At 61.6% G+C, this 15,330-nt stretch carries 13 protein-coding genes; 2 read left to right on the forward strand and 11 right to left on the reverse strand.

What is annotated here, in order from left to right:
- The first annotated feature begins 98 nt into the window (after positions 1-98).
- Positions 99-2,324, forward strand: coding sequence for a transglycosylase domain-containing protein (locus QRX40_RS02795; RefSeq protein ID WP_313836129.1), 2,226 nt, complete (start codon positions 99-101; stop codon positions 2,322-2,324).
- Between the two features lie 105 nt (positions 2,325-2,429).
- Here the strand turns inward: QRX40_RS02795 and leuA are convergent, their stop codons facing one another.
- The 8 genes from leuA to QRX40_RS02835 all read right to left on the reverse strand — a co-directional run bounded on the left by leuA (position 2,430) and on the right by QRX40_RS02835 (position 11,287).
- Positions 2,430-4,340: a 2-isopropylmalate synthase gene (leuA, locus tag QRX40_RS02800; RefSeq protein WP_313836131.1), complete on the reverse strand. Its 1,911-nt coding sequence runs from the start codon at positions 4,338-4,340 to the stop codon at positions 2,430-2,432.
- Positions 4,341-4,594: 254 nt separating this feature from the next.
- Positions 4,595-5,215, reverse strand: a complete 621-nt coding sequence (locus QRX40_RS02805) for a DUF5701 family protein (protein ID WP_024626962.1) — start codon at positions 5,213-5,215, stop codon at positions 4,595-4,597.
- Between the two features lie 84 nt (positions 5,216-5,299).
- Positions 5,300-5,992 carry an L-ribulose-5-phosphate 4-epimerase gene (locus tag QRX40_RS02810; RefSeq protein ID WP_313836134.1) on the reverse strand — a complete coding sequence of 231 codons (693 nt, stop codon included), beginning with the start codon at positions 5,990-5,992 and terminating at the stop codon, positions 5,300-5,302.
- Positions 5,993-6,086: 94 nt separating this feature from the next.
- Entirely contained in the window at positions 6,087-7,448 is a 1,362-nt protein-coding gene (locus QRX40_RS02815) for an MFS transporter (RefSeq protein WP_313836136.1), read from the reverse strand.
- Positions 7,449-7,581: 133 nt separating this feature from the next.
- Positions 7,582-8,538: a sugar kinase gene (locus QRX40_RS02820; protein ID WP_313836138.1), complete on the reverse strand. Its 957-nt coding sequence runs from the start codon at positions 8,536-8,538 to the stop codon at positions 7,582-7,584.
- Positions 8,539-8,751: 213 nt separating this feature from the next.
- Entirely contained in the window at positions 8,752-9,621 is an 870-nt protein-coding gene (locus QRX40_RS02825; RefSeq protein ID WP_313836140.1) for an L-ribulose-5-phosphate 3-epimerase, read from the reverse strand.
- Complete coding sequence (locus QRX40_RS02830; RefSeq protein WP_313836141.1) at positions 9,618-10,292, reverse strand: 3-dehydro-L-gulonate-6-phosphate decarboxylase; 675 nt, start codon at positions 10,290-10,292, stop codon at positions 9,618-9,620. Before QRX40_RS02830 ends, QRX40_RS02825 begins: the two co-directional genes overlap by 4 nt.
- Positions 10,293-10,297: 5 nt before the next feature.
- A complete protein-coding gene (locus tag QRX40_RS02835) occupies positions 10,298-11,287 on the reverse strand; it encodes a phosphotriesterase (protein ID WP_101432973.1) in 990 nt (329 codons plus the stop codon).
- A gap of 245 nt (positions 11,288-11,532) precedes the next feature.
- Here QRX40_RS02835 and QRX40_RS02840 point away from each other — a divergent pair, with 245 nt between their 5' ends.
- Positions 11,533-12,573, forward strand: a complete 1,041-nt coding sequence (locus QRX40_RS02840) for a sugar-binding domain-containing protein (RefSeq protein WP_313836144.1) — start codon at positions 11,533-11,535, stop codon at positions 12,571-12,573.
- Positions 12,574-12,683: 110 nt separating this feature from the next.
- Here QRX40_RS02840 and QRX40_RS02845 read toward each other — a convergent pair whose 3' ends face one another.
- The 3 genes from QRX40_RS02845 to QRX40_RS02855 are packed head-to-tail and all read right to left on the reverse strand — an operon-like array spanning position 12,684 to position 15,183.
- Entirely contained in the window at positions 12,684-13,772 is a 1,089-nt protein-coding gene (locus QRX40_RS02845; RefSeq protein WP_313836146.1) for an aspartate-semialdehyde dehydrogenase, read from the reverse strand.
- 17 nt (positions 13,773-13,789) lie between these two features.
- A complete protein-coding gene (locus QRX40_RS02850; RefSeq protein WP_045924944.1) occupies positions 13,790-14,353 on the reverse strand; it encodes an ACT domain-containing protein in 564 nt (187 codons plus the stop codon).
- 23 nt (positions 14,354-14,376) lie between these two features.
- Positions 14,377-15,183 (reverse strand): aspartate kinase, encoded by an 807-nt coding sequence (locus QRX40_RS02855; RefSeq protein WP_082067745.1) that lies wholly within the window; start codon positions 15,181-15,183, stop codon positions 14,377-14,379.
- Between the last annotated feature and the right edge of the window lie 147 nt (positions 15,184-15,330).

The raw sequence follows: 15,330 nt of genomic DNA on the forward strand, positions 1-15,330 counted from the left end.
GCAGTACATACCTCCAGGGAGGGCACAAACGTACGAAAATGATGAACGTTCAGCCCTAGGTCGAACAGTTTTCAGCCCTGCCGGATAGCGTGGTTGGCATGGCCAATCAGACTCGTTCAGTCAGTTCGACCTCGCCCACTCGCAGGGCCCAGTCCGGGTCGCGCGGGGGCGGCAATCGCACCGACATCCCCACCTCGCGGCATGCCGACCGGAACCCCCGGGGTAACGGGCCCCGCCGGGGACGACGTCGCAAGTCACATCGTGTGCTTAAGTGGATCCTGGCCCTGTTGGGACTGGTGCTGGTCGCCGGGGCGGCGGCCTTCGCCTACCTGTATCTGACCACCGAGATCATCCCGCCGGAGAAGCAGGCCCTGGCGCAAAAGACTACGGTCTACTATGCGGACGGCACTACCCCCATCGGAACCTACGCCGACCAGAATCGGGAAATCATCGACTGCACGGTCCTTCCCAAGTATGTGGGCAATGCGGTGGTCGCCTCGGAGAACCGTTCCTTCTACAAGGACAACGGCATCGACCTCAAGGGCATCGGCCGGGCCCTGCTCAACAACGTGACCAAGGGCACCCGACAGGGCGGATCCACCATCACCCAGCAGTACGCCGAGCGCTACTATCTGGGCGAGACCACCTCCTACAAGGGCAAGCTGCGCGAGGCCATCCTCTCCCTGAAGATCTCCAGGACCGAGAATAAGGACACGGTCCTGTGCAACTATATGAACACCATCTACTTCGGCCGCGGCGCCTACGGGATCCAGGCCGCCGCCCAGAATTACTTCGGCAAGGACGCCAAGGACCTGACCATGCCAGAGTCGGCCATGCTGGCCGGCATCATCCCCGCCCCGGCCTCCTGGGATCCGGCGATCAACCCCAAGCAGGCCGAATCGCGCTTCCACCGGGTGCTGGGCATCATGGAGGAGGACCACTACATCAGCCACAAAGACCGGGTCGGCGCCCAGATGCCGCAGACCATCAAGTACTCGCCGGAGAACGTCTACCAGGGGCCCAACGGCTACCTGCTGCGCATGGTCCGCAACGAGCTGTCCTCCGGCAAAAAGGCCCCCTTCACGGCAGACGACCTGGACACGGGCGGCTACCGGATCATCACCACCATTCAGAAAGACAAACAGGATCTGATGTTCCAGGTGGCCAGTCCAACCACCGGCAACAAGCACCATCCGCCCACCCTGCAGACCGGAGGGCTCTCGGTCGACCCCAAGACCGGCGCCATCATCTCCTTGTATGCGGGGGACGACTATCTGACCCACCAGCTCAACAATGTGGACCAGGCCACCTTCCAGGTGGGTTCGACCATGAAGGCCTACACCCTGTTGGGAGCCATCCAGGATGGGGTCAGCCTCAACACGGTCTTCAATGGCAACTCTCCACGCACCTTCTCCAGCGTGGGCAAGTCCGTCGCTAATGCCGGGCAGGTCAGCTACGGGTACATCAACCTCTACTCGGCCTTCGCCAACTCGGTCAACACGGTCTTCATGGATCTGGGCGAGCACGTGACCTCCCAGAAGACGGCCCAGCTGGCACATACGGCCGGCATCACCGGCAAGATCGACGACACGACCACCTTCGACACCCTGGGTCTGGATGCTCTTTCGGTCTATGACGTGACCCAGGGATACGCCACTCTGGCCAACGGGGGCAAGCGACCCCTGCTGCATCTGGTGGCCCAGGTCAAGGACGCCAAGGATCAGGAGCTCTACACCGCGGCCATCCAGTCGGACCAGGTCTTCAATGCCGACCAGGTGGCCCTGCTGCAGAAGGCCATGACCACCACGGTTCAGTACGGCACCGCCTCCTACGCACGTTCCTTGGGCCGGCCCATCGCCGGCAAGACAGGTACAGCCAACGATCAGACAGCCATCTCCTTCATCGGATTCACCCCCTCGCTGCTGACCACTTTCGCCGTCTGGAACCAAGGTCAGGATGGCAGTGCCCTCAAGGTGCCTGATGTCTATCAGAACGAGTTCTATCCGGTCCAGCTGTTCACCCAGTACATGAAGTCGGCCCTGGGCAACAGCCCGGTGGAGCGCTTCCCTGCGGCCGAGGACCATGGCAAGATCGGCGGACCGGACGGCAGCTGGGGCACCGGGTATAAGCCGAGCTACTCCTATACGCCCAGGCGCAACTACAACTATGAATACGTGCCTCAGCAGCGCAACCAGCAGCAGATAGTCCCGCAGGAGGAGTCAGGAGCCGGCAGCGGCTCGGGCTCAGGCAATGGAGGCGGGGCCGAAGGCGGCAACGGCGGAACCACCGAGGGCAACTCCGGGTCAGAGTCATCCCAACAGTAAGGCTGTCCGGGCAGACCGGTCCGATCCGGACGAATCAGCTGCGCTCGGATCGGACCGTAAGGCTGGTCTAGCTGGTCTGGGGTTGCGTTTTATCCCCTTTGACCGCTAGCCGCGCTGGAAGCGGTTGAGGGCCGAGATGATGGCCTTGAGGGAGCTGGTGGAGATGGACGAATCGATGCCCACGCCCCAGATCACCCGGGACCTGGCCGGTTCGCCCACCCGGCATTCCACGTAGGAGGCGGCCAGAGCATCCGTGCCTGCGGTCATAGCGTGCTCGGCGTAATCCAGAACCGAAACGTTCTGATCCAGGGACTTGAGTGCATCCAGGAAGGCCGCAATAGGACCGTTCCCATGCCCCTGAACACGACGGCGCTCCTCAGGATCGCCTGGGGCAAGTCCCCGGTCCAGCAGGGTGGCATCGAGAACAGTGTCGGAGCCGTCCTCGCCGGAGGTGACTGCCACATTCAGGAGCTTGAAGCGTCCCCACTGCTGCAGGGTCTCGTCGCGCTGATCGGCCATGGACTCGCCGCCGACCACGTTTCCTCCGGCCTCCACGGGCAGGTACTCGTCCTTGAAGAGCCGCCAGATGTCGGCATCCTTGACCTCGCGCTTGGTCCTGTCGGCATAGCTCTGGACCAGTCGTTCGAACTCCACCTGAAGGCGCTTGGGCAGATCCAGATGGTGGTTGGCCTTGAGCAGGTAGGCCATGCCGCCCTTGCCCGATTGGGAGTTGACCCGGATGATGGCCTCGTAGTTGCCGCCCACATCCTTGGGATCGATGGGCAGGTAGGGCACCAGCCAGAGGAAGTCGTCGGGGTTGGCGTTGGCACGCAGAGCCGCCTGCTGCCTGGCATCCAGACCCTTCTTGATGGCGTCCTGGTGGGAGCCGGAGAAGGCTGTGAAGACGAAGTTGCCCACATAGGGGTGACGCTCGGAGACGGCGATCTGATTGCAGTACTCCACCGTCCGACGGATGCCGGGCATGTCGGAGAAGTCCAGCTGGGGGTCGATCCCCTGGACCAGCATGTTCAGCCCCACCGTGCAAATGTCGACATTGCCGGTGCGTTCGCCATTGCCCAGCAGGCAACCCTCGACCCGGTCGGCCCCGGCCAGCAGGCTGAGCTCGGTGGCTGCCACAGCCATGCCCTCATCGTTGTGGGGGTGCAGGGAGAGCACCACTGCATCCCGGTCCTTGAGGTTGGTGGATATGTACTCCACCTCGTCGGCGAAGACGTTGGGGGTGGTCATCTCCACGGTGTTGGGCAGGTTGATGATCATGGGGTGCTCCGGCGTAGGCCGGATCACGTCGATGACCGCGTTGCAGACCTCCAGGGAGTACTCAGGCTCTGCGCCAGAGAAGGATTCGGGCGAGTACTCGTAAGAAAGATCGGTGCTCCCGGCATCGGCCTCCAGGGAGCGGCAGAGCTCGGCCGCGTCGGTGGCCAGCTGCTTGATGCCGGCCTTGTCCTTGTGGAAGACGACCTCCCGCTGCAGGACCGAGACCGAGTTGTAGAAGTGGACCACCGCCCGCTTGGCCCCACGCAGGGCCTCGTAGGTACGGCGGATCAGATGCTCGCGGGCCTGAGTCAGGACCACGATGGTCACGTCGTCAGGGATCAGCTCGCGCTCTATCAGGAGGCGGATGAAGTCGTAATCGGTTTCGGAGGCCGAGGGGAAGCCCACCTCGATCTCCTTGAAGCCCATGGAGATCAGCAGATTCCAGAATCTCAGCTTGCGCTCGGAATCCATGGGATCAACCAAGGCCTGGTTGCCGTCGCGAAGATCCACCGAGCACCAGCGAGGCGCCCGCTTCAGGGTCTTGCCCGGCCAGGTGCGCTGCGGATAGTCAAAGGGGACCTGCTTGTTGTAGGCCACATACTTGGTGTAGGGCATGGCGCTGGGCTTCTGCGGCGAACCCACAAACCTGGGGGGAGGCAGCAGCAGGTCGTTGTTCCCTCCATTGGACGCCGCGGCCTGGGCCGCAAGATCAAACACGGATGCACGATCCTGATCCATCTCTCCTCCTTCTTTCGTTCGTCGGAAACCACAATGTCGCCCGGCTATAGGCGTTCGGGCATGTCGAAACCGCACCGGGGGTGTCATTATCTTACCGGAGGAGGGCCGGGACATGCGGTCCGGGTCCGCATTACGACGCAGCGGAAGGCGAGCGCGCGGAGGCTGGCATAATTCGCGAGGTTGCCAAGGATGCAAATACCACACGATACAAGCGCTGACAGAGTGCTCACTTCATAAGATTCAGTGGAAAGGATTCACTGGAAGAGGGAGACGCCGCGACGGCCCTCGCAGTAGGCGTTGCCCAGCCAGGTGTGGCGCGAGTTGGGCCAGACCGAACCCAGACGGGGGGCGTTCTGGCTCATCCAGATGCTGGGCACACGCCCATCGGCGCTGTGGGAACCCAGCAGGTTGAAGCCGTTCTTGACCGCCAGCCAGTCGGGATGCTGGGTGGCGATGGCCAGACCCTCCTCCAAGGTCAGAGGGAGACGGTCGTCGGAGTCGATCAGTTTGCGGGCCACGTCGGGCTCGCGGTTGGTGTAGCAGGTGCCGGTATGGGGCTCCAGAACGATGTAAAAGGGACCCTCGGGAGGCTCGAACCCGTTCTGCGGCAGGAAGCTGGCGATGTCACGCGGCGGCATGGTGGTGAAGCCGGCCATGCGGTTGATGCTGGTCCGGGCGATCAGCGACTCGGGCGAGACCAGCTCTCTGGTGGGGATGAGCAGGATCTGCTCGCCCAGCTCAGTGGACTCCAGCGCGGAAATCAGGGGCTGGGCCAAGGCTCTGAAGGCGGCGGCGCTGATGTCCGCCACATCCGGATAGCCCAGGGCCACGATCCGATCCAGTTGCCGCTGCACTTCTTGGGAAGATCTGGTCATGGCCTCCAGTCTAATTCGAATCTGCCGCGGCAAGCACCTGCACTGTCCATACTCGCCTGCCGGGGCGGGACATCGCATTGAGATTCAGTGCTGGCCGTACACGTGCTGGTAGCGGTCGTTCAGACTGGCCACATCCTCGTCGGACAGGGGCACGGGCGTACCAATCTGCTCAGCAGCCCACACCGTACGCGCCACCTCCTCCGTCATCGCCGCTGCCTTTACCGCAGCTTCAGCATCCGCTCCGACCGTAAAGGGGCCGTGGTTGCGCATGAGCACCGCAGGACAGCCCGGATGTTCCGCCAGGGTCTCGACCACCCCGCGGCCTATCTGGTCCGAACCGATCAAGGCGAAGGGACCCACCGGCACCGGACCGCCGAACTCGTCACCCATCATCGTCAATACACATGGAATCGACCGGCCCACTGCAGCAAAGGCCGTCGCAAAGGTCGAGTGCGTATGCACCACGCCGAACACTTCGGGCATGTGCCGGTAGATGTAGGCGTGCGAAAACACATCCGAGGATGGGGCGGCGGATCCGTCCACCACATGCCCCTCCAGATCCGTGACCACCATTGATTCCGGCGTCAACCGCTCATAGCGCACCCCGGACGGCTTGATCACCAGCAAGTCGGCTGAATGCAGACGCTGTGAGACATTCCCCGCCGTCCATACCACCAGCCCCCACTTGATCAACTGCGCATGCAGGGCAGCAACATGCTCACGGACCAGACCTACCTCGACACGCACCTCGTCAGGAAAATCAGCCAAGGACGTCATAAGAACCACCACCATTTCCAATATGGGGCCGGATCTTCCTGCGAAAAGCCGGCCCGGTTTGCTTACCTGCGTGCACAGACCCTATTGCGCATCCTCACAGGCTTTCCAGATCCTTGCCCTTGGTCTCCTGGGCAAAGAGATATATAACAGCGCCGATGACCAGGCAGACACCGAAGAAGGTGAATGCCGTGGTGACAACGCCGATGTTGATGTGCTGGGAGACATAGTCGCCGCCCACCAGGAGCCCCATGAATATAGGGCCTACGATCTTGGCCGTGGCGCCGATGCCGTATCCCAGCCCCAGTCCGGTGGAACGAACATCGTTGGGGAACTGCTCGCCGCCGAAAGCGTTGAGAATGCCGAAGACACCGTCGGCGAAGGTCATGATGACCAGGACGGCGATATAGAACTGCCAGCCGGAATTGTGGAAGAAGGCCGCGTAAAAGCATCCCAGAGCCCCGATGATGCCGAAGGAGAACATGGTCCAACGCCGACCGATGATGTCAGCCAGCCAGGCAGAGCCGAATCTGCCGATGCAGTCGGCCACGGAGACGCCCATGAACAGGTAGGCCACCATCTGCGTTGAGAAGCCGAAAGCATCCTTCATCAGCGTTTGACCCCAGGATTGGATGGCGAAGGAACCCAGAATGAAGCAGAAGGAGCCAACCGAAATGATGACCAGCGGCTTTAGATGCTTGGACAGAAGCAGACGATAACTGGCCTTCTGCTCCTGCTCGACCTTGGGCAGGGCGCCGACCTGGTCCGCGGGAAGCTCCAGAGCCCATGCCAAGGCCTTGCGGGCATCATTGTCACGTCCCACGCTCTGATAGAAACGAGGGGACTCCGGCACCGTCGCCAACCAGAACAGCAGAAGGACAGGGATAACGCCCAGGGCCACCAGCACGCGCCAATTGTCGCCAATCAGGCTCTGCGAGACGGATCCCAGGAGCAGACCCAGAGGAATGAAGACCGAGGCCAGGCCGGAGAGCATGCCGCGCTGTCTGGCCGGCACGAACTCCTGGACGTAGGGGACAGAGATGATGTTAAGGCCGCCTACGCCGATACCCACGCCGATGCGCAGGATGGCCAGCAGGATCCAGGCACCGTCAGGCAGGAAGACCGACAGGGCCGTAAAGACCACGAAGCAGAGAACACACCACTGGAAGGCATGCTTGCGGCCGAAGCGATCGGCCAAACGTCCCCAGAGGATGGATCCGATGACTGTGCCCAGCCCGGAGCAGGCAAGGATGATTCCAGCGGAGACCCCGGTCAGGTGCCAGGCCGAAGTCAGAAGGGAGACCACGAAGCCGATCAGGAACATATCGAAGAATTCGGATATGTTGCCGGCTATGGCCAGGCCGATGATGCTTTTCTGATGTCCGGTCAGGGGACGAGCGTCTATCTGCTCGTATGCGGTCAGTGTCTCCCCGGCCTGTGTGACATGTGTATCACTCATAATGGGTTGCTTTTCTTTCTCGGATGATCATGATGACGGCGGCCCGACCACGGTAGGGGGCCGACCGAAGGATCCGGGTTGCCTTCTCCGTCCTTGGAGAATACTGCGGCGAGCCTGAATCGTGAAGGAACAGTTAGCGGTTGATATCCCCGCCCAGCGGAATATCCAGTTCCTGGGCGCGGATACGGGTCAGATCGCCCATATGCGTCAGGGCGTACTCGGCGGCCCGCTGTCCCCACCTGACACCGCACTCCACATCATTGGAGAGGAAGCCATGGAGGGTGGCGGCTACGAAGGAATCCCCGGCACCGGGACGGTCCACCACTGGAACCGGGGTGGTGACGTACTTCTTGATTCCTTTGGAGGTCCTCAGGTAAGGACCATCCAGGTGATTGGTGGAAACGATGTACTCATTGCCGAAGCGCTGGTAGAGCTGTTCGCAGACCTCCTCGCCGGTCCCCTCGATTCCGAAGACGCTTTTGGCGTCCTTGATGGAGCAGAAAAGAATGCGGGCCTTGTGAGCAATGGGCTCCAGAACCCTTCTGGCCTGGTCGCCGGTCCAGAGCTTGCTGCGGAAGTTCACGTCAAGGGCGATGTCGATGCCGCGCTTCTCCGCCTGCTCGGCAGCATAGGCCACCACCTGGGCCGTGGTATCGGTCAGGGCCGCAGTGATGCCAGTCAGGAAGAGCAGGCGGGTGTCCAGCATCCGGTCCCAGTCGTAATCCTCGATCCCCGTCGACCTGAAGGGGGTGTACTCGCGGTCATAGATGACGTTGGCCGGCATGGGGGGCTCGCCCGGCTCCATGAAGTAGAGGGCGATCCGGCTGGCCGGCTTGCGGACCATGGTGCTCAGATCAACGCCCACAGACCTGTACTCGCTCAGGATGTATTCGCCCAAATCCCCCTCCGGCAGTGAGGAGGTCCACAGGGTCCTGCGCTGAAGCTGAGCCAGGACTCCGGCTACGTTGGCCTCGGAACAGGCAGGATTCATCAGGACCGACCGGGCGTTCATCAGCCGCTCCCCCGTCCTGACCGTGAGCCTGATCTGCCCCTCTCCTATGGTCGAAAGATCATATGCATGTTCTGCCATCATTCGCTCCTTGTCTACACGGTCGTTTTCCAGCATGGACCACGACGTCCGTTTCAGTCCGTATTACGACCTTTTGCATTCAAACTCGCACCGATCGGGCCGACCCTTCCAGGGACAACCGCTGGCGCCATAGCCTCCCTGCCGATGGCAAGGGGGTGGAGGACCGGCACAACCACCCCCCAGATCACAGCTGTGACGGCTGCGACCTTTACTTCAGCCTCTGGGGCCAAGCACCTCCATGCCGGCCCCGCGCAACCAGGTTTCCACTTTCTTCCTTGCATTCGTGACGATCTGATCGGCCTGATCCGAATCATCGTTCCACATCTCCAGCATGATCCGCCCCGACCAGGACTGCCGGGCCAGCTCGGCGAAAGCCGTGGGAAAATCGGCGCAGCCTTCGCCCATGGTGATCCGACGCGGCTGCCCCGGGAGCACATCCTTGACATGGATGGCCAGCATTCTGCCGGCTCCAGCCCTGAGCTCAGCCACGGCATCCAGCTCCTGCTCATAAAGGTTGCCGATATCCGGGTACATGCTCAACCAGGAGGACCCGACCTGGTCGCAGATGGACAGCCCCCTGGTGATGGAGGTGATGTCATTGCCGTCCACATTCTCTATGCCCAGCATGACTCCGGCCTGGGCCGCATACTCAGCTGCCTTGGCCAGAACCTCCACATACCTAGCGCGCTGGCCAGGATCAGGGTTCTCGTAGTAGGCGTAGTAACCGGCTACCTGGATCAGGGGAATGCCCGCCTCATGAGCCAGATCGATTGCCTTGAGGAAGATCTCGTAGGCCTGACGGCGGATGGCCGGATCGGCCGAGCCGGGGCCCACCTTGCGGTGGCAGCTCAGGCAGACCCCTCCGACCTGGACGCCCTGGCGGTCAGCGGCCTGACGGAAGGCGGAAGCCTGGGCAGCCGTCCAGTCCAAGCGGGCCATCCGCTTGTCGCTTTCGTCAATGGACAGATCCATGAAGGTGAACCCATCGGCCGCCACCTGGGACATGAACGCATCCCAATCATCCGGCTCGGCGGGCGACTTCAGGGCCTTCTCATAGATGCCCAGGGTGATGCTGCCGCTCATTGCGGCCACACCCTGCCGATGGTCTCCCGCAGCTCGGTCGCAGCGGCCAGTGGGTCGTCAGCCTTGACAATGCCTCGACCCGAGATCACCACTCCGACGGGAACTCCTTGGAAGAAGGGCAGATCCTTGGCCGTGACCCCGCCGGTCACAGTGACCTTGAAGCCCATCTGATGCAACTGACGGATGCGGTCCTTGTCGTCCTCCCCCCAAGTCAGCTTTCCGGCCGCTTCAGCGTCGCGGGAACGGTGGACGATAACCTGGGTGGCTCCAAGTCGCCGCCATTCGCGCGCCTGCTCGGGATCGTAGGTCTCGCCAAGCTCAATCTGGACCTCGCCGCCGAACTCCTGGGCCACCTTGACCACCTGCTCGACCGTGGTCATGCTGGCGCCGGCGACCACCGAAACCCAGCTGGCACCCGCTTCGAAGCAGGCGCGGGAGATGACCGCTCCGGCCTCGGCGATCCTGACATCCGCCAGGATGGTCTTATTGGGGTAGAGGGCACGAATCTCGCGCACGGCCCTCAGCCCTTCGGCGATGATCAGGACGGTTCCGCACTCGATGACATCGACCTGGCTGATGGACGCATTCAGAGGCCTCAGGGCCGAAGGCATGTCAAAGGTGTCCAGCGCGATCTGCAGCTGGGGACGCTCCAGGGTCTTGTCTGCTGCCATTGCGCTCAGGCCTCCTTACGGAAGGAGAAGAAGTTGTGGGCGTTGCGGATGAGCAGCTTGTCCACGTAGTCGGGATCGAAGCCTTCGGCGATCATGCGGGGACCGTCCACCGCCGGGTTGTAGTCCACACCGCTCACAGAGCCGTAGACCTTCTGGTAGGAGCGCTTGCCGGAGTCCGTGCCCAGGAGGATCCGGTCCTCATAGCCGTCTTTCTTGAAAGCCCTGAGCTCCATCATCCTGTTGGAATCGGGCTGATACTTGATCCTGTTGGTGCCGTCGATCTCCAGATAGACGCCCAGATCCAGGATCTCCTCCAGGTAGTAGACATCAGCGTTGCGCTGGATGTGGCCGATGGCGATCTGGTCGGCGGGGACCCCCAGTCCGATCAGGGTCTGGGCCTGTTCCAGACCACAGGTTCCATAGGTGGTGTGCGTGTTGATGGGCGCGCCGGTCTCGATGGCCGCCTTGGCAGCCGCCTCCATGCACTTGTGCTCGAAGGGCGTGATCTCTCCGTAAGCAGTGCCGATCTTGATGACGCCTGCCTTATAGGGGCTGCGATCCACCAAGGGACCGGTGTAGTCGTTGCGGTCGATGCCCTCGCGGATATCGGCGATAACCAAATCGGCGATCTGATCCACGCTGTAGCGGTTGATCCAGTGTGACTGGGTCTCCAGGTAGACATGCTCACGATGGAAGCCGGTGGCTCCGATGATCTGCAGATTCTCCACCGAGCGGGCCACCTCGGCCAGCTTCTCGATGTCACGGCCGCAGTTGATGGGGCACATATCCACCACGGTGCCGCCCTGCTTGCTCCACTTCAGCGAGGCCTTGGCGAAATAGCCAGCCTCGGTCTCTGCCTTCTCGACCGAATCCAGTTGATGGTCCTTGTCCAGGTAGACCTCACCGGCTCCCACCCGGATCAGATGGTCGTGGCTGTTGACTACGCCAAGAGTGCTCGGGTCGACATCTCCCAGAATGGTTCGTGCGAATGCCATGTGAACTCCTTTGTTGTTTGTACTTTGCGACTTCGCGGCACCGGTCTTCAGGCTCTTCCTCCCAGTGCCTTTGACAGGAGACAGACTATGTGAGCGGTAAATAAACAACAAGGATATTGATGAACATATGTACTTGAACCATGGATTAAAACCCAGATAGATTGCATTTTCACCCATGAAAACAAGTATTTTTTGACACTTAAAGGCAAATAAGCAGTTTTTACTGAGTCTGATAAAATGTACATATGTTCAGCGATTTACAGATGATGACCACTTCGGATGCCCGCAAGCGGGTTCAGCTGCTTCTTCGCATAGCCCGCATGTACTACCAGGATCACATGCTGCAGTCCCAGATCGCCGAAGCGACAGGCTATTCCCGCCCCTCCGTCTCCCGAATGCTGAAAGAGGCCCAGGAGCGAGGGCTGGTAAGGATCTCCATCGAGAATCCATTGGAACGGCTTGAAGACTTGGAGTCCAGGCTGATCCGACAATTCAATCTCCGTTGCGCCCGGGTCTCGGAGCCACCGCAGGGATGCACCGGGTATGATGTCGTGCCCCGAAGCGCGGCGTCTCTCCTGGTTGAGCAGACCAGGCCCGACTCTTTGATAACCGTCTCCAATGGCAACGCGGTCGCCTACACGGTTCGCGAAGTTCCTCTGCAAAACTGGACAAAGTCCAAGGTCGTGCAGATGATCGGCTCCCTGTCGCCGACCAATCCCATGACAGACTCACCGGAGATATGCCGCATGCTGGCCCAACGACTGGGGGGCAGCTACTCCACGCTGCCAGTGCCCATGATCCTGTCTTCAACCCCTGTGGCTGCAGCCATGCGCAAAGAACGCCAGATAGCCGACACCCTGACCCTGGGCGGACATGCCGACGTTGCGGTGGTGGGAGTGGGATCGGTCAAAGCGGGAAGATCGGGGCACATTTTCAAGGACTACGAAAATGCGGCCTTCATCAAGGAGGTGACCGAGCTCAAGGCTGTGGGACACATCTGCGGGCACCACATCGATGCCCAGGGCCGCCACATCCGAACCAGCCTGTGCGAACGCACTATATCGATTGAATTCGAACGCCTGAAGCGGATCCCCCTGGTCATAGGCGTGGCTTGGGGGCCGCAAAAAGTCGCCAGCATCCTCGCCTGTCTGCGAGCCGGGCTTATCTCAGCACTGGCCACCGACCGCGATACGGCCCAGGGGATACTTGAGCTGGATCGACGGCAGAGGGGATCAGGCGGACCAGCCTCACAGGTTTCGAGCCGAGCAAAGGCCAAGCAGGGCTGACCCTACATGAAAGCCATCAGGCAGACGGGGCCTGGCAGAGCCGGTCATCCCATGCTCAGAAGATGCACAGGACACTTTGGGTATGCCACGCAATCAGCCCAGATGCGTAATCAGAGCCTGTCGGCGAAGTGCTTGCGGGCGATCAGCTCGGCGATCTGCACGGCGTTGAGGGCGGCTCCCTTGCGCAGGTTGTCATTGGCCACGAACATGGACAATCCCCTCTTGCCCTCCACAGCCTGGTCCTGGCGGATGCGGCCCACGAAGCTGGGGTCCTTGCCGGCGGCGTCCAGAGGAGTGGGTATATCCGCAAGACTTACTCCAGGAGCCTTGGACAGCAGGTCGCGGGCCTGATCTGGGGTGACGTCGTGCTCGAACTCGGCGTTGATGCTCATGCCATGGGCCGTGAAGACCCCTACCCTCACGCAGGTGCAGGAGGCGGCCAGATCAGGCAGGTGCAGGATCTTGCGGCTCTCATTGCGCAGCTTCTGCTCCTCGTCGGTCTCCCCGCTGCCATCATCGACCAGAGCGCCGATGAAGGGAACGGCGTTGAAGGCGATGGTGCGCACCACCTTGGTGGGCGGTGGGAACTCGATGGCCGATCCGTCGAAGACCAGTCGGTCGGCACCCTGCTCCACGGCGGTTTTGGCCTCGTCGCGCAGCTGGAGGACGCCGGCACGACCAGCCCCCGACACAGCCTGATAGGAGGAGACGATCAGACGGCGCAGACCGTACGCCTTGGCCAAGGGGCTCAGCACCGGCATGCAGGCCATGGTGGTGCAATTGGGATTGGCCACGATCCGCCGGGGGATAAGATCCAGGTCCTCGGGGTTGACCTCGGACACCACCAGGGGGACCTCGGGATCCATCCGCCAATGGGAGGAGTTGTCGACCACGTAGGCTCCGGCCTCGGCGAAACGTGGGGCCCAGGTTCCTGAGGTCGAGCCGCCGGCGGAGAAGATGGCCAAATCGATCCCGTTCAGGTCGGCCTGCTCAACATCCTCGACCGTGATGGTCCTGTCACGCCAGCGCAGCTGCTCTCCGGCAGACCGCGACGAAGCCATGAATCGCAGGTCGGCCACAGGGAAGTCCCGTTCGTCCAGCATCCGGCGCATGACCATGCCTACCTGGCCGGTGGCGCCCAGAACGGCTACATTGATGCCACGGCGTCCGTTGCTCGCCAAATCAGCCTTATCCGTCATTGCTCTCTCCTCTCCGCTCAGCGACCCGTGCCGCCGTAAACGACCGCCTCGACCTGATCAGCATCCAAGTGGAAGGCCGTATGGATGGCCCGTACCGCCTCGTCCAGGTCCTGGATGGGCACCAGGGCGGAGATGCGGATTTCGGAGGTCGAGATCATGAGCACGTTGATATGTCGCTCGCTTAAGGCCCGGAAGAAGGTGGCAGTGATGCCCGAATGGGTTTTCATCCCTACGCCTACCAGGGTCACCTTGCCCACCTCGGGATTGATGTCCACTGATCGGAACCCCAATTGCTCGCGGGAGTCATCCAGCATGGGGACCACCTGATCAGCCTGAGCGGACGGGAGCGTGAAAGAGATGTCCACGGTGCCGGTAGCCGCCCCAGCCTGGACGATCATATCGATGTTGATGCCGCCCTCGGCAAGGATAGTGAAAAGCTGTGCGGCCACGCCAGGTCGGTCGGGCACGGCCCGCAGGCTGACCTGAGTTTCACTGCGGTCGTGGGCAACCCCTGAGATGATGGGTGACTCAGGGCCGTTCAGGTCCGGGAACAGGTCGCCCATGGATTCGCCGTTGGTCATTTCCTTCCTTCCGTCATATCCCGTCACCTGTCAGCGCGTGCGGCGGGGCGATCCGGCAGCTGGCCGGTCTCCAAATTGGGAATCTTGTCAGCATCGACATCGTCGGGCATGATCAGCGTGCCTGGGCGATGGGAAAAGGAACTGCGCACATGGATGGGCATGCGGAAGCGCTGGGCATACTCCACGCAGCGCAGGGCCAGCACCTTGGATCCGCCGGCCGCCATCTCCAGCATCTCCTCATATGAAATGCGGGCGATTCTACGGGCGGTGGGAACAATGCGCGGATCGGCGGTGAAAACCCCGTCCACATCGGTATAGATCTCGCAGACATCCGCCTTGAGTGCCACGGCTAGGGCCACAGCCGAGGTATCCGAGCCGCCACGACCCAGGGTGGTGGCATCGCCGTCGGGGTTGACCCCCTGGAAGCCTGCCACAATCCCCACCTCGCCTCGGTCCAGGGCCTTCATGACTCGCTGGGGTCGGACATGGCGGATGTGGGCTGCGCCGTAGCGTGCATCAGTCATGAATCCCGCCTGCGAACCGGTGAAAGAATGGGCGCGCTCGCCTTGTGCATGGATGCTCATGGCCAGCAGGCTCATGGAGATGCGCTCCCCGGCCGTCATGAGCATGTCCATCTCTCGGGCAGGAGGATTGGAATCCACATCCATGGCCTGGTCAATCAGATCGTCAGTGGTGTCCCCCATAGCGGAAACCACCACAGCAATGTCATTGCCGGCGCGCTTGGTGTCAATAATGCGCTTGGCCACACGCTTGATGGAGTCCGAGTCCGCCACCGAGGACCCGCCATACTTCTGAACGATAAGTGCCACTGCTGTTCCATCCCGCGACGGTTAAGCCACTAGACCATCATCTGCAACATGTTGATTACATGGATTATACGAACGACACCGTTCTATCAGACCCCCTCCACCAATATGCGAAACATTGACGGCAGCCGGGGAGGCTGCGAATCAGTG

The organism is Bifidobacterium sp. H6bp9 (assembly GCF_032193695.1).
Taxonomy (GTDB): domain Bacteria; phylum Actinomycetota; class Actinomycetes; order Actinomycetales; family Bifidobacteriaceae; genus Bombiscardovia; species Bombiscardovia kimbladii.

What these genes read in the sequence shown, in the direction of transcription:
- QRX40_RS02795 (WP_313836129.1), top strand. Translation starts at nt 99, where the DNA reads ATGGCCAATCAGACTCGTTCAGTCAGTTCGACCTCGCCCACTCGCAGG.
- leuA (WP_313836131.1), bottom strand. Translation starts at nt 4,340, where the DNA reads ATGGATCAGGATCGTGCATCCGTGTTTGATCTTGCGGCCCAGGCCGCG.
- QRX40_RS02805 (WP_024626962.1), bottom strand. Translation starts at nt 5,215, where the DNA reads ATGACCAGATCTTCCCAAGAAGTGCAGCGGCAACTGGATCGGATCGTG.
- QRX40_RS02810 (WP_313836134.1), bottom strand. Translation starts at nt 5,992, where the DNA reads ATGACGTCCTTGGCTGATTTTCCTGACGAGGTGCGTGTCGAGGTAGGT.
- QRX40_RS02815 (WP_313836136.1), bottom strand. Translation starts at nt 7,448, where the DNA reads ATGAGTGATACACATGTCACACAGGCCGGGGAGACACTGACCGCATAC.
- QRX40_RS02820 (WP_313836138.1), bottom strand. Translation starts at nt 8,538, where the DNA reads ATGGCAGAACATGCATATGATCTTTCGACCATAGGAGAGGGGCAGATC.
- QRX40_RS02825 (WP_313836140.1), bottom strand. Translation starts at nt 9,621, where the DNA reads ATGAGCGGCAGCATCACCCTGGGCATCTATGAGAAGGCCCTGAAGTCG.
- QRX40_RS02830 (WP_313836141.1), bottom strand. Translation starts at nt 10,292, where the DNA reads ATGGCAGCAGACAAGACCCTGGAGCGTCCCCAGCTGCAGATCGCGCTG.
- QRX40_RS02835 (WP_101432973.1), bottom strand. Translation starts at nt 11,287, where the DNA reads ATGGCATTCGCACGAACCATTCTGGGAGATGTCGACCCGAGCACTCTT.
- QRX40_RS02840 (WP_313836144.1), top strand. Translation starts at nt 11,533, where the DNA reads ATGTTCAGCGATTTACAGATGATGACCACTTCGGATGCCCGCAAGCGG.
- QRX40_RS02845 (WP_313836146.1), bottom strand. Translation starts at nt 13,772, where the DNA reads ATGACGGATAAGGCTGATTTGGCGAGCAACGGACGCCGTGGCATCAAT.
- QRX40_RS02850 (WP_045924944.1), bottom strand. Translation starts at nt 14,353, where the DNA reads ATGACCAACGGCGAATCCATGGGCGACCTGTTCCCGGACCTGAACGGC.